Source organism: Novosphingobium sp. PhB165, assembly GCF_004341845.1.
Classification (GTDB): Bacteria; Pseudomonadota; Alphaproteobacteria; order Sphingomonadales; family Sphingomonadaceae; genus Novosphingobium.
In genome coordinates, this window is sequence record NZ_SLVB01000003.1 from 262,083 (window position 1) to 276,391 (window position 14,309).

The following is a 14,309-nucleotide window of genomic DNA, read 5'->3' on the forward strand; positions in this document are numbered from 1 at the left end:
CATGGCAACCGTTCTTGAGACCCCCGCTCTGGACAGGACCGCCGGTACCACCGGCCTGAACCGGATCATCGCTTCGGCCTTCGGCGTGCGCCTTGTCAGCGACGTGCCCGAACGGTTGTCCCGCTTCGGACTGCGCCCTTGGCTGGATGCCAAGCGTCGTCAGCGGCTCAACCGGATCCGCATGAGCGGCCTGCTGTTCATCCATGTCCCCAAGAATGCCGGCACCTCGATCAGCGACCGGCTCTACGGCGCCCAGACCAAGCACGCTTCCGCCATCTACTATGCCCGGGCGGCACCGGACCTGCTGATCCTGCCCAGCTTTGCAATCGTGCGCAATCCGGTCGAACGGTTCCTTTCCGCCTATCGCTACGCCCGCGCAGGCGGAACCCTGCATCGCACGATTTCAGCCCCGTTTCGCGAACGCTACAGCGGCTTTCGCTCGATCGACGACGCCATCGACCACCTTGCCGCCGCGCGCAGCCCGTTCGATCTGGATCACGTGTTTCGACCGCAGTCGTGGTACTTGCTCGATGCCTCTGGCCAACTGGCGGTTGACCGGCTGATTCCCTATGAGCGGATCGGCGAAATCGGCAGGCTGCTGCGCCGGCCGGATCTGGAGAACCTGCCGCAGTTCAACCGCTGCGAAACAGCGTGCGAACTGCCGGGACGCGCCCAGCTCGATTTCCTCCACCAGTTCTATGCCCACGATTTCGCCTTGCGCGAAACGGCTCTGAAAGCCGGCGCACCGCTGCTGACGCCCTGATCCGGACGCACGGTTCGGGTGCGCGGGTTCAAGGGTCCAAGTTCAAGGGCTGGCCGTAGGCAATTCGCGCCGCACTTTGCGGCAGAGGCGAAAAATCAAAGCATTGCTCTGTGCATAGGGGCCTTTCCTAAGCCGCCGTACTATGCTCCTATGCTGGCGATGTTCATGCGGAATCCCCCCTTCCTGACATATCGGAATTGCCCCGTTTCGGCTCCGGCCGGGCAGGCCCGGGGATTTTCACCTGAACCGTGTCAACTGTGTCAACCGGGCCATCAGACGGGGGCCTGCGCTTGACCGAGAGGCCGGCAATGCTCGTCACCGGCGGTGCCAAGCGGATCGGCGCGGCCATCGCCCGTGCCTATGGCGCGGCGGGCTGGCATGTCGTGATCCACTACGGCAACTCCCGCGAACAGGCTCAGGCACTGGCCTCCGAACTGCCCAGCGCCGAAATCGTCAGCTGCGAACTGGATGACTGGAATGCGGGCCCCGCGATGGTCGAACAACTCGCCGCGCGCCTGCCCCGCTGGCGCGTGCTGGTGAACTGCGCGGGCATGTTCGATCTCGACACGGCCGAGGCGCTTGTCCCGGCGACGTTCGAGAAGGCCATGCGCGTCAACGCGGGCACTCCGGCCCGGCTGGCACAGGCGTTCCTCGCCCATGCGCGCAGCCAGGAAGGCCGCCGCGTGATCCACGTGACCGACCAGAAGCTGCTCAATCCCAACCCGGACTTCTTCTCCTACACGATGAGCAAGCACGCGCTCGCCGCGACAGTGCCGATGCTCTCGATGGCCCGCCCCCGTGCGGAAGACCGGATCTACGCGCTCGCACCCGGCGCGATCCTCGCCAGCCACGACCAGAGCGAGGCCGAGACCGAAGTGTCGCACCGGATGAACCTGCTTCACCGCAAGACCACGCCCGAAGACGTCGCCGACGCGGCGCTGTTCCTCTCGCAGGGATGGCTCGCAAGCGGGGAGACGCTTTTCGTCGATTCCGGACAGCACCTGCTCGCGCAGCCGCGCGACGTGCTGTTCCTTGCACGGCAGTAAGGGAGGCGCTGCCCGATTTCTCGCCTTCGCATGCGGCATTCGCACGCGAACCTTCTTGTTCCGGGCCGGCGCGCCCACTCACAAATGGCTGATGGCAATGGGAATTCTCGATCGCTTTCTCGAACGCGGGGTCCGCAGCGGCACGCTCGAACTGACCCGGCCGGACGGGAGCGTAAAACGCTTCGGTAAACCGGTCGCCGGCTACCCCGATGTCCGCATCCGCTTCGCGGACGCCAAGGCCGAACGCCAGATCCTTACCGATCCCCGTCTCGGCGCGGCGGAAACCTACATGGACGGCAAGCTCACTGTCGAAAACGACGACATCATGGGGCTGGTAGAACTGCTGCGCGCCAACTCCAGATGGGACAAGGGCGGCGAACTGCACGAACAGTCTGCCCTCAAGAAAGTGACCGGAAAGCTCGTCACGCTGGTCGACGGCATCAACAAGGCCACCAGCGCCAAGAAGAATATCGCGCATCACTACGACATCGGGAACGAACTCTACAATCTGTTCCTCGATATCGAACACATGCAGTATTCCTGCGCCTATTGGCCGGAAGAGAACATGACGCTGGAGCAGGCGCAGACCGCCAAGCTCGCCCATATCGCCGCCAAGCTCGCCCTCGCCCCGGGCCAGCGCGTGCTGGACATCGGCTGCGGGTGGGGCGGCATGGCGATCTACCTCGCAAAAAATGCGGACGTTTCGGTGCTCGGCATCACGCTGAGCGAGGAGCAGCTTGCCCTCGCGCGCGAGCGGGCGCAGCAGGCGGGCGTGGCGGACAAGTGCACGTTCGAACTGGTCGACTACCGCGACCTTGCCGCCCGCGGCGAGAAGTTCGACCGGATCGTTTCCGTCGGCATGTTCGAACATGTCGGCCAGGCGCAGTTCGCGCAGTTCTTCAAGGCCTGCGGTACGCTCCTGCCCGACGACGGCGTGATGCTGCTCCACACCATCGGGCGCATGGGCGGCCCCGGCGCCACTGATGCCTTCACCCGCAAGTACATCTTCCCGGGCGGCTACATCCCCGCGCTGAGCGAGACCGTGGCGGCGAGCGAGAAATTCCGCATCATCGCCACCGATGTCGAGAACCTGCGGCTTCATTACGCGCTCACCCTGCGCGAATGGTACAAGCGCTGCGTCGCCAATCGCGAAGCTATCATTTCGATGATGGACGAGCGATTCTACCGCATGTGGATCTTCTACCTCTCGGGCGCCACCGCCGCGTTCGAGAGCGGAGGGATGTGCAACTATCAGATTCAATACGCCCGTAATCGCGGTACACTGCCGATCACGCGCGATTACATGGGCAAGGCCGAAGCCGCGCTTCCTAACCGCTGAGGGACATCCCTCACCCCGCCCGTCATTGCGCGTTATTGCACTGGGGGGCGGGGGCTGTTAGGCGCGCGAGCCGAATCCAGCGCATTTCTGCGGAGCCCGTTCCCATGTCCGACAGCATCAAGAAGGTCGTCCTCGCCTACTCCGGCGGCCTCGACACCAGCGTCATCCTGAAGTGGCTTCAGGTCACCTACAACTGTGAAGTGGTGACCTTCACGGCCGACCTCGGCCAGGGTGAAGAACTCGAACCCGCTCGCGCCAAGGCCAAGCTGATGGGCCTGCCGGACGAGAACATCTACATCGACGACCTGCGCGAGGAATTCGTGCGCGACTTCGTCTTCCCGATGATGCGCGCCAATGCCCGCTATGAAGGCGACTATCTCCTCGGCACCTCGATCGCCCGCCCGCTGATCTCCAAGCGCCTGATCGAAATCGCGCACGAGACCGGCGCCGACGCCGTCGCACATGGCGCCACCGGCAAGGGCAACGACCAGGTTCGCTTCGAACTCTCCGCCTACGCGCTCGATCCCAACATCAAGGTCATCGCCCCTTGGCGCGAGTGGGACCTCACCAGCCGCACTGCCCTGATCGCCTGGGCCGAGCAGCACCAGATCCCCGTCCCCAAGGACAAGCGCGGCGAAAGCCCGTTCTCGACCGACGCGAACCTCCTCCACACCTCGTCCGAAGGCAAGGTTCTGGAAGATCCGTGGGAAGAGACCCCCGACTACGTCTATTCGCGCACCGTCAACCCGGAAGACGCGCCGAACGAGCCGGAATACATCACCATCGACTTCGAGAAGGGTGACGGCGTCGCGCTCAACGGCATCGCGATGTCCCCCGCCTCGCTCCTCACCGCGCTCAACGAACTCGGCCGCAAGCACGGCATCGGCCGCCTCGATCTGGTCGAAAACCGCTTCGTCGGCATGAAGTCGCGCGGCATGTACGAGACGCCGGGCGGCGAGATCTACGCCCGCGCCCACCGCGGCATCGAGCAGATCACACTCGACCGCGGCGCCGCGCATCTCAAGGACGAGCTGATGCCAAAGTATGCAGAGCTCATCTACAACGGCTTCTGGTTCGCCCCGGAGCGTGAGATGCTTCAGGCCGCCATCGACCACAGCCAGGCCCGCGTGAACGGCACCGTTCGCCTCAAGCTCTACAAGGGCAATGCCTCGGTCGTCGGCCGCAAGTCCCCGGACTCGCTCTACTCCGAACGCCACGTCACGTTCGAGGACGATGCCGGCGCTTACGACCAGAAGGACGCAGCCGGTTTCATCAAGCTGAACGCCCTGCGACTCCGCCTGCTGGCCCAGCGCGACTCCAAGTAAAAACCTTCGGATTCGGCCTTCCGAATCCTTTCAACGTCTTAACGACATAGGGCGGCCCGTTGCCAAAGTGCGACGGGCCGCTTTTGCATGGGTCCTCAAGGCGATGAACTGCCTGTAGGAGTCCATCCCTATGACGGGGAAGCAAAACCAGCCGCCTAAAGCTCGCGCTAAACGCATCGGGTTCGCTCTGGCGAGCATCGCGCTTATCGCAGCTCCCGCCTCTTCGGCCGTGGCCGAGGGGCGCCTGGTCAAGCTGCCGGGCTCCGAGCCCGCTGCGGCGGAAGCTCCGGTAGCCATGGTGCCGCCCGCCGCGTTGACGCCGGCCCCGGCCGCCCTGCCCGCCACTCCGCTGATCGAGGCTATCCAGCCCGAAACGCAGGAATTCGAGACCATCGGTTCCGGCATGGCCAGCTTCTACGGCCGCGAACTCGCCGGCAACCGAACCGCCAGCGGCGACCGTTTCGACCCGACCGCCCTCACCGCCGCGCACCGCACGCTGCCGCTCGGCTCGCAAGTTCGCGTCACCAACCCGGCCACCGGCCAGTCGGTTATCGTCACCGTCAACGACCGCGGCCCGTTCCATTCGAACCGCCTGATCGACCTGAGCAAGGCCGCTGCCGACAAGATCGGCATCTCGCGCGCCGGCTCCGGCAAAGTCGAAATCGCCGTCCGCGACGACGATTGATCGCCCGTTCTGCCTGATCTGAAAGAAGGTTAGGCCGACGCGGTATCGGAGGGGGGTGGGGGAAGCACCGCGCCGGCCTTCACAGATACAAACATCGCCAGCGTCATAGAGTTCCCGGCCCGCTCGATTTTTTTGCGCCGCCGCCGCGCCGCGCGGTTGACACAGTTGACACGGTCCAGCGCAAATAGGCCCAGCCCTTTCTGAGCCGCCCCACACCGCGCCATCCAGCGACTTGAACTCCATCGGCGGCCCGCTCACCGAGGCGCCATCCCCAGCCAGCACGCCGTCCACCGCCGCGAAAGCATGGCCCTGCCACGCATCCCACTCGCCCGCCGCCAGGGCCCGGCACGCCTCCAGATCGAGAGCCGGCGCATCGGCCACCTCCTCCCCGGCATCCACCGCGTCGAGCCACGCCTCCCGCGCTTCCCCGACGAGCAAGGCCCCCAGCTCCGCCACGTATCGCCCGCGCTCCGGTGGCAACCGCGCATCGCCGAGACCGTCCGCGTCGCCCTCCATCGGCGTCAGCCCCTCCGGCACCGCGCCCGCCACCAGCGCCAGCACCTCGTCAAACCGATCGGCATGAGCGCCCGCCTCAGTCTCCTCCGCCGCCCGGTCGAGCCGCGCCAGATGCGCGAGCAGCAGCCGCGTATCGAACCGACGCCGCACCGCCACTTGCTCGCCATGGTAAAAGACAGCCTCCTCCACCCCATCGAGCGCCCGCGTCGCCAGCACTTCCTCGACATGCCGCCGCGCCAGCACCAGTGCCGCATCCCAGCCCTGCGCAAAGAGAGCGTCCCGCCGCCGCAACACGTAGGCCGACTGCCGAGACAACCCCACCGCCGCACTCGCCGCCCGCACGTCCCCCTTGTCGGCCAGCCGGTGCAAAAACCGAATCCTCCGCTCGGCGGTCCAAGAATTGTGAGGTGAAAGATCCTCCCCCATCGGGGGAGGGGGACCATCTCCGCTCATCCTGAGCTTGTCGAAGGAAGGATGGTGGAGGGGGCAAGCCACAGCGCCACCACCAGAAGTAGAGGAACCAGATAAAATGCGAGGGCCATCGCCCTCGCGCTCCCCAACCCTTCCCGCCGCGCCCGACGCCCCCGAAGCGCCCTGCCCCGCACCGTCGCCGAGCGCCTCACCAAAGCCCGACCCCATCCCGTCATCCCAGCGTAAGCCGGGATCGCCCTCGATCGAGCGCCCACCGCCCCGCCCGCGCGGAAAGGACTCCCCCGGCAACCCGATATCCCGAGAGCCCGGAATCCACCCCCGCCCGGCAGCGGTGGGATACGAAGAGTTTGAATGGTCGGACATGGTTCACCCCCAAAGACTGGAGCCAAAACCCCGGCACGGAAGCGCCGGGGTGAACCGGATCATTTATCGCATGTCAGGGGGTGTAGGAAATATGAAAAACAACGATTGTTAGCCTAACAACCGATGCACCATCGATCACATCACCGCACCAGACGTCTTTAGAAAACTAGCTGTTAACGAAATTATATCTTTTACAGGCCTTTCGCCGACGCTGTTCCAAAGCTCAATCAAGGCTTCCCCATCATGGACGTCATGATCTTCTATCAAGAGACCCGGAAATCCGCTTACAACTATAGCATTAAATCTTTTACACTTTCCAATATCGAATAAAAAAACGGGAGTCGTTTCGGTCCATTCTTCATTGACAGATTCAGAGACAAATTTTCCATCTAATTTAGATTGGATGAGGAGCATTGAGATAATCAGTCCAATTGCTCTTTGCCGCTTAACTGAACTCGATTTTGAATCGAAGGCAAACGCACCGATGATATAGGCTCGTAACAATGCGTTGGCATGCTGCATAAGAAGATCATCTTCAGAGTCATCCCCGCCCAGATGACATTCAACCAGTGCCGAAACCCATGACGCCCACATATCAGCGGCTAAATCCAGCATTGGAAGCCCCATTCCTTCGAGGCCTGCCTTGATTACGGGAATGACGGAAAAATCAGCAAATTTTTGCCTAATATGAAGTAGTTCGTGAATTATAAATTGGTTCAGCCCGGCACGCTGAAAACGAATGCGATCTTCATCGGAAACTCCGATTTCGTCGCATATATCATACAAACAATTCCAAACACGAATGAGCGGAGATGCGTAAAATTCGATGATCTTATTTTCTCTATCGAGATGAAAAGCAGAATCACTCTCGGATAAATCGACCTTGAATTCCACTTGATCAATTAGATTAAGAAGCATTGCGCAAGCGCCCGAAATCTTTTGATCTTGGGCATAGCGACCTAGAGCCTCGCGCACCTCCACGATGCCACGATCCACTTCGCCCTGCATTTGGTCGACAGCGCTCCCGCCATCCATATGTTCCGCCTCCTTGCACGAAGGATTATGGTAACCATTTCGGGTTACATCAAGCGGATGTTTAGGGTACTTTTACAAAAAGTTTTCCACAATCTGGTTGAAATGGAGTACGTTCCCGGGGATAAATGGGAACCACAGGACGCCTGAAGATGTTTCACGTGCGATTCTGTCAACAAAGGAGACTGGCAATGTCCGACCTCCAAGCGGTGGATATCACTGTAGTGGAGCGGGGGGTACCAAAACAGGGTACACATGGCAAAAGCCCAGAACGTGCACACCAAGACTGGACAATTAAAGGCTTGCCGACCGAGGCGGTCAGTGTTGCACGGGAAGCCGCCAAAGCTAGTGGAATGAAAATCAATGCATGGGTAAGCCACGCGCTAACTGAAGCAGCCCAAGACATAGGCAAAAAGTGCCACGAAGGCTTGGCCGAAAGCTCAGAAAATGAATTTGCCAATATTGAAATTAAAAAACTCAGGGAAAGAAATGAAGAGCTTATACAAACGGTCAACACTTTGACCGCATTGTTAGCCAAAAGCGCTCTTAACAAATAAAACAAAAGAGGCAGTCCATGACTGCCTCTTTTTTCATGAAGTAAAAATACCATTTAAACGTAAGCGATCACGCATTCACACCAAAGAATGACTTCAGACGATGCCCGGTGAAGGACTTCTTCACCTCGCGATATCCTCCAGCGTACCGGCCGCGATCACCTCGCCGCCGTGCATGCCGCCCTCCGGGTCCATGTCGATGATCCACTGCGTAGTCTTGATGACATCGAGGTTGTGCTCGATCACCACCAAGGAATTGCCCTGCTCAACAAGGAAGTGGCCCACTTCGAGCAGTCACACACTTCGCCGCCGAACGATCACATCATCGCGTAGTGCGGCTTGCTCCACGTAGCATAGCCCTGCCGCACCTCGGACGGCTTGAGATTGAGCCGCCATGTGCGGCCATTGCTCCGCAGCAGGACGAGAACGCCGGAACGGCGCAGGGTCTTGCCGGGCGCGTCGCCGCGCACGTCTTCGCAGCGGAGTGATGGCGCGGGCAGCGCGCTGCGCGGGGGTACGCTCGACGGAACCGTCGGCGCTGTCGTCGAGGAATCACCCGGTCCGACTTCGTCTGCCACGGGGCTCACCGCCGAACGCGGGGCCCAACTCGCGCCGGCAAGGGGTTGCGGCATGGCTGCAAGCGCCGCCGTCAGGACAGCAAGGGTGACTGCATTGGCTTTGCTGTTCGCGCGCATGTCTCCCTCCAGAAACAGGCGCCAGTTCGAAAGTCTCGCGCCCGGATGGCGCGGTTGACATTACGAATCGACTGAGCGTGCCACTACGCCCCTTGCATGGGCAAGGGGCGTGATGCGGCTCACACTTCCGGTTTCGGCTTGAAGGGCCGCGCCGGACTGCCTGCCCGGCGCGCCGGGCCGGTCATTTGGCCAGCAGCGGTTTCAGGTAGTGCCCGGTGAAGGACTTCTTCACCTTGACGATATCCTCCGGCGTACCTTCGGCAATCACCTCGCCGCCGCGCACGCCGCCTTCCGGGCCCATGTCGATGATCCAGTCGGCGGTCTTGATGACGTCGAGGTTGTGCTCGATCACCACCACCGAATTGCCCTGCTCGACAAGGCGGTGGAGCACTTCGAGCAGCTTGCGCACGTCCTCGAAGTGGAGGCCGGTGGTCGGCTCGTCCAGCACGTAGAGCGTCTGGCCGGTGGAGCGGCGGGCCAGTTCCTTGGCTAGCTTGACGCGCTGCGCCTCGCCGCCGGACAGCGTGGTCGCCTGCTGACCGACCTTGACGTAGCCCAGGCCCACTTCGTTCAGCATGTGCATCTTGTCGCGGATCGGCGGCACGGCCTTGAAGAACTCCTCCGCGTCCTCGATCGTCATGTCGAGCACGTCGGCGATGGAGTGGCCCTTGAACTTCACTTCCAGCGTTTCGCGGTTGTAGCGCTTGCCGTGGCATTCCTCGCACGTGACGTAGACGTCGGGCAGGAAGTGCATCTCGATCTTGATCAGGCCGTCGCCCTGGCACGCCTCGCACCGGCCGCCCTTGACGTTAAAGCTGAAGCGCCCGGCCTTGTAGCCGCGTGCTTCCGATTCCGGCAGCCCGGCGAACCAGTCGCGGATCTGGGTGAAGGCGCCCGTGTAGGTGGCGGGGTTGGAGCGCGGGGTGCGGCCGATGGGGGACTGGTCGATCTCGATCACCTTGTCGCAGTGTTCGAGCCCGGTGATCCGGTCATGCGCCCCGGCGACGACGCGCGCGCCGTTGAGCTGGCGCGCGGCGCCGGCCTGCAGAGTGTCGATGGTGAGCGAGCTTTTGCCCGATCCGGAAACGCCGGTGACGCAGCAGAAGGTGCCGAGCGGGAACTTCGCCGTCACGTTCTTCAGGTTGTTGGCGCGGGCGTTCTCGACCACGATCTTCTTGCCGTTGCCCTTGCGACGCTTGGTCGGCACCTCGATCTTGCGCGTGCCGTTGAGGTAGGCGGCGGTGAGGCTGTTCTTGCTCTTGAGCACTTGCTTCAGCGTGCCTTCGGCCACGACTTCGCCACCATGGACGCCGGCACCGGGGCCAAGGTCAACAATATGGTCGGCCGTGCGGATCGCGTCCTCGTCATGCTCGACGACGATCACGGTGTTGCCCAGATCGCGCAGGCGCTTGAGCGTTTCCAGCAGCATGTCGTTGTCGCGCTGGTGGAGGCCGATCGAGGGTTCGTCGAGCACGTAGAGCACGCCCGACAGGCCCGAGCCGATCTGGCTGGCAAGGCGGATGCGCTGGCTTTCACCGCCTGACAGCGTGCCGCTGGTACGATCCAGGTTGAGGTAATCGAGCCCGACGTTGTTGAGGAAGCCGAGGCGCTCGTTGATTTCCTTGAGGATGGCCTTGGCAATCTGCTGCTGCTGGGCGGTCAGCTTCGCCTCAAGATTGCCGAACCATGCGAAGCCGTCCGCCACCGAAAGGCGCGCGGCATCGGCAATGTCGCTGCCGGCGATCTTCACCGAAAGCGCTTCGGGCTTGAGGCGCTTGCCCTCGCACGTTTCGCAGGGCTGCGCGGTCTGGAACTTGGACAGTTCCTCGCGCATCCAGGCGCTGTCGGTCTGAATCATGCGGCGGTTGAGGTTGCCGATTACGCCCTCGAACGGCTTGTTGACCGTGTATTCCTTCTTGCCGTCCTTGAACGTCAGCGGCACGGCCTTGCCCGCGGTGCCGTAGAGGATGACGATCTTCACCTCGGGCGAGAGCGCGTCCCACGGCGTGGTGAGGTCGAAACCGAAGTGCTCGGCCAGGCTGGAGAGCACCTGCATGTAATAAGGCGAAGGTGGGTTCGACTTGGCCCAGGGCACCACGGCGCCCTGCTTGAGACTGAGATGCTCGTTCGGGACAACCAGCTGCGGGTCGAACAGCAGCTTCTCACCCAGACCGTCACAGGCCGGGCAGGCGCCCTGCGGGGCGTTGAACGAGAACAGGCGCGGCTCGATCTCCTCGATGGTGAAGCCGCTGACCGGGCAGGCGAACTTTTCGGAGAAGACGATGCGGTTCGGCGGCAGGCCGACCTTCTTCATGCCCTTGGGTTGCGCGTGGCCTTCGACAGGCTCAGGCTGAGCGGGCTTGGAGCGGCTCCCCTTCCCCGCTCGTGCCGAGCTTGTCGAAGCACCGGAAACCTCCGCCACCGTCGTATCGGCAAGGTCGATATAGGCCAGCCCCTCGGCCAGTTTCAGCGCCTGTTCGAAGCTGTCGGCAAGGCGCGTCTGGATGCCATCCTTGACCGATATGCGGTCCACCACGACTTCGATGTCGTGCTTGTACTTCTTGTCGAGCGCGGGGGCGTCCTCGATGGCGTAGAGTTCGCCGTCGATGCGCACGCGGGTGTAGCCCGCCTTCTGCCACTCGGCCAGTTCCTTGCGGTATTCACCCTTGCGGCCGCGCACGACCGGCGCGAGCAGATAGGCGCGGGTGCCTTCGGGCAGTTCCATCACCCGGTCGACCATGTTGGACACGGTCTGCGCTTCGATCGGCAGGCCGGTGGCGGGCGAATAGGGAATGCCCACGCGCGCCCAGAGCAGGCGCATGTAGTCCCAGATCTCCGTCACGGTGGCCACCGTGGAGCGCGGGTTGCGGCTGGTGGTCTTCTGCTCGATCGAGATCGCGGGGCTGAGGCCGTCGATATGCTCGACGTCCGGCTTCTGCATCATCTCCAGGAACTGGCGCGCATAGGCGGAGAGGCTCTCCACATAGCGGCGCTGGCCCTCGGCATAGATCGTGTCGAACGCGAGGCTGGATTTCCCCGAACCCGACAGGCCGGTGATGACGATCAGCTTCTCACGCGGGAGCTCGATGTCGAAACCCTTGAGGTTGTGCTCACGGGCGCCGCGTACGGTGATGTGGGAGAGACTCATGGGGGAGATATGTTCCAGATTTGTTCACGATACGCAAGGCACGCTGCGCCGCAAAATGGGGGCCGCGAAGCCATGTGGGAACGGCAGGCCCGATTGCAACGTATGTCGCCCCCGCCCTCCCCTCGGCGCCGCTTCCACCGGTCACGCCGTTCGTCGGCAATCGAATGTCGTCTATCGGTTGCGCAATGTCGTTTGCCGATCCGTTAGTTTGCAGACTTGAAACCGTCATCCCAATCAGTAATAGAGACGCTGCCTGATTACAGTAACGACTCACCCTTTGCTATTATGTCGACCTGCATGACAAAGTAGATCGTCAGGTGAATGAACCGGCCCGGGACGTCGCACAGGCTAACGCACTTATTGCCGATCGAATTCACAGCTTGGATTCACGACGTGAGTTCACGGCGGGGCAGGTGCGCACAACGCGCCTGTAAAACAAGAATTTTCAGATCGCACCAGGGTCGTCGCAGTTCATTTGCATCGTGGGACAGGGAGGTTCCGCGAAAGGCCGACTGCGCCCTTAAAGGAGGAGTACCTGAGATGACCAAGGTTTCCCTGTTCGCTTCCGCCGTCCTGTTCGGTGCCGCGCTCGGCCTGGCCGCGCCGGCCATGGCAGAAGACGTCCTTGTCAAGAATCGCGCTATCGATCCGAACGTTCCGCGCGTCGAAGTGCGCTACAGCGACCTCGATCTCGATAGCCAGGCGGGCCGCGACCGGCTCACCACACGGCTCGATTCCGCGGTCCGGACGGTCTGCGGAGACGCGGATGTCCGCAATCTTGACGACTTCAGCCACATGCGGGACTGCCGCGATGAGTCCACCGATCGTGCCTATGCGGCACGTGACGAACTCTTCGCCCAGCACATGGCCGCCCGGGCGAGTGGCCAGACCCTTGCTTCGGCCGGCACCCCGCAAACCATGGCGGTCTTTGCCCGGCGTTGAGCCCTTGCGTCCGCCGGTCCGGCCCTTTCCGGATCGGCGGGACGCATCATTGAGTTAGCAGACTGAAATTTTCGGCAAGCGCCCTGTTGTATAGGCAATACTGTCCGAGCAATAGGATTACACCAGCTTGCAGTTACTTTGTAGGTTGCGGAATTAATTTTCCGTCACTGTATTTAATGTTTCACAATCGAGAAATAGAGGAGGCCGTCCGCGCATTGCGGGATGGTCTCGGGGGGAATCGATGCCGCATCGTGCGCCGCATTCGCGGTCACCCAGGTCGGCCCATCCCTCCCAAACACCGTTCAAAAGACCGCCACCAAAGCGGCCGATAACAATGAAGCAACGCCATGAGGGTCGCTCGCAATCCACCACCGTGCCGGGATTCCCCCGGACCGACCGGAGCATACGAGCATGACGCATTTTAACAGCCGCAAAACCTCGCAATTCGTTCCTACCCGTACTTTGTGGTCCGGTGTCGCGCTGCTTTGCACCGCGCTGCCGATCGCATCGCCGGCTCTCGCGCAAACCGTTGCCGCCACCATGACGGATGGCGACAGGCCCACCGAATTGGTGCGGTATGCCGACCTTGACCTCACTTCCCCGCAAGGACGCGCACGGTTGGATGCGCGCATCAATTCGGCAATCGATCATGTCTGCGGCCGCGCCGACATCGGCGATCTTGAAGGGCGCGCCCAGATCCATGATTGCCGCAGCGAAAGCGCGCAGCGGGCCTATACGGCGCGCGACACCATGCTCGCCGCTCGCGATCGCGGCGACCATGTGGCCGCCCTTGCCATCTCCAAGGGTCCGGCCACCGGACGTTCCGATCACTGACCGCATCGGAACGCCCTGAATGCGCCGCCCCCGCTCCCCCATGCGGGGGCGGCGCTTTCCATTTCATGACCAGTGGTTCTTGGCTCGGTTCCTGGCTTGGCTCTTGGGCTCCGGATCGAAGCCGGTTCCCCGTGAAATCCTCTTTCTGTCGCAGGCGCCGCACAGTCCGTCCCCGCGCGCCACCATTCGTCGCATAGGCTTTGCGCCGGCCCGTTCGCGTGGTCACAGATGCGCGCAAACACCTTCAGGGACGGAGAATTACATGAGGGGGTCGCCCATCCTTCTGGCGCTTGCTGCACCGGTTTTCGCATTCGGCATCGCCAGTGCCGCGCATGCCGACGATCCACGCGATCCGACCATGACGCCCGAGGCCATTGCCCGCGATCGCGCCGTGATCCGCAAGCTCAATCAGGACCAGCTGGCCTATGTGCGCAAGCGTGATGCGCAGTATGCCGAAGGCTGGAAGGCCTATCGGCAGTCGCCGGATGCCCGGCGCAGCAGCGCCAGCGACGACGGCGCCCGCGATTACGCCGAAGCCCGCCGCCAGTACGAGGCCGACCTTGCGAGATGGCGCCGCGATGTCGCCGCCTGCCGCGCCGGCGACTATTCACGCTGCCGCTGACTTCTGACCGGCC

14 protein-coding genes are annotated in these 14,309 nt (G+C 62.5%); 10 read left to right on the plus strand and 4 right to left on the minus strand.

The genetic code is table 11. From position 1 onward, the window contains the following. Position 1 precedes the first annotated feature (1 nt). The 6 genes from EDF56_RS09755 (at position 2) to EDF56_RS25905 (ending at position 6,085) form a co-directional block, all read left to right on the plus strand. On the plus strand, positions 2–763 hold the full coding sequence (locus EDF56_RS09755; RefSeq protein ID WP_132386779.1) for a sulfotransferase family 2 domain-containing protein: 762 nt from the start codon (positions 2–4) through the stop codon (positions 761–763). Between the two features lie 308 nt (positions 764–1,071). Continuing rightward, on the plus strand, positions 1,072–1,809 hold the full coding sequence (locus EDF56_RS09760) for an SDR family oxidoreductase (protein ID WP_132387457.1): 738 nt from the start codon (positions 1,072–1,074) through the stop codon (positions 1,807–1,809). Between the two features lie 91 nt (positions 1,810–1,900). After that, entirely contained in the window at positions 1,901–3,148 is a 1,248-nt protein-coding gene (locus EDF56_RS09765; protein ID WP_132386781.1) for a cyclopropane-fatty-acyl-phospholipid synthase family protein, read from the plus strand. A 104-nt stretch (positions 3,149–3,252) separates the two neighbouring features. Next, entirely contained in the window at positions 3,253–4,473 is a 1,221-nt protein-coding gene (locus EDF56_RS09770; protein WP_132386783.1) for an argininosuccinate synthase, read from the plus strand. A gap of 130 nt (positions 4,474–4,603) precedes the next feature. Next, positions 4,604–5,158 carry a septal ring lytic transglycosylase RlpA family protein gene (locus tag EDF56_RS09775; protein WP_243652523.1) on the plus strand — a complete coding sequence of 185 codons (555 nt, stop codon included), beginning with the start codon at positions 4,604–4,606 and terminating at the stop codon, positions 5,156–5,158. A 303-nt stretch (positions 5,159–5,461) separates the two neighbouring features. Next, a complete protein-coding gene (locus EDF56_RS25905; RefSeq protein WP_165912159.1) occupies positions 5,462–6,085 on the plus strand; it encodes a hypothetical protein in 624 nt (207 codons plus the stop codon). Positions 6,086–6,604: 519 nt separating this feature from the next. On the opposite strand, the gene EDF56_RS09780 is transcribed toward EDF56_RS25905, so the two are convergent. Further along, positions 6,605–7,504 (minus strand): hypothetical protein, encoded by a 900-nt coding sequence (locus EDF56_RS09780; protein WP_132386785.1) that lies wholly within the window; start codon positions 7,502–7,504, stop codon positions 6,605–6,607. A gap of 188 nt (positions 7,505–7,692) precedes the next feature. Between EDF56_RS09780 and EDF56_RS09785 the strand changes: the two genes are divergently transcribed. After that, the gene (locus EDF56_RS09785) at positions 7,693–8,058 is read left to right on the plus strand and encodes a hypothetical protein (protein WP_132386787.1); all 366 of its coding nucleotides are present in this window, start codon (positions 7,693–7,695) and stop codon (positions 8,056–8,058) included. A 120-nt stretch (positions 8,059–8,178) separates the two neighbouring features. Here EDF56_RS09785 and EDF56_RS25910 read toward each other — a convergent pair whose 3' ends face one another. The 3 genes from EDF56_RS25910 to uvrA form a co-directional block, all read right to left on the minus strand. Continuing rightward, a complete protein-coding gene (locus EDF56_RS25910) occupies positions 8,179–8,340 on the minus strand; it encodes a hypothetical protein (protein ID WP_165912160.1) in 162 nt (53 codons plus the stop codon). Between the two features lie 32 nt (positions 8,341–8,372). After that, positions 8,373–8,750: a hypothetical protein gene (locus tag EDF56_RS09790; RefSeq protein WP_132386789.1), complete on the minus strand. Its 378-nt coding sequence runs from the start codon at positions 8,748–8,750 to the stop codon at positions 8,373–8,375. A 181-nt stretch (positions 8,751–8,931) separates the two neighbouring features. Continuing rightward, positions 8,932–11,898, minus strand: coding sequence for an excinuclease ABC subunit UvrA (gene uvrA, locus EDF56_RS09795; RefSeq protein ID WP_132386791.1), 2,967 nt, complete (start codon positions 11,896–11,898; stop codon positions 8,932–8,934). Positions 11,899–12,438: 540 nt separating this feature from the next. Between uvrA and EDF56_RS25915 the strand changes: the two genes are divergently transcribed. The 3 genes from EDF56_RS25915 (at position 12,439) to EDF56_RS09810 (ending at position 14,296) form a co-directional block, all read left to right on the plus strand. Continuing rightward, the gene (locus tag EDF56_RS25915) at positions 12,439–12,840 is read left to right on the plus strand and encodes a UrcA family protein (protein ID WP_165912161.1); all 402 of its coding nucleotides are present in this window, start codon (positions 12,439–12,441) and stop codon (positions 12,838–12,840) included. A gap of 411 nt (positions 12,841–13,251) precedes the next feature. Then, positions 13,252–13,674, plus strand: coding sequence for a UrcA family protein (locus EDF56_RS09805; RefSeq protein ID WP_132386795.1), 423 nt, complete (start codon positions 13,252–13,254; stop codon positions 13,672–13,674). Positions 13,675–13,936: 262 nt separating this feature from the next. Continuing rightward, positions 13,937–14,296 carry a hypothetical protein gene (locus EDF56_RS09810; protein ID WP_132386797.1) on the plus strand — a complete coding sequence of 120 codons (360 nt, stop codon included), beginning with the start codon at positions 13,937–13,939 and terminating at the stop codon, positions 14,294–14,296. The last annotated feature ends 13 nt before the right edge of the window (positions 14,297–14,309 follow it).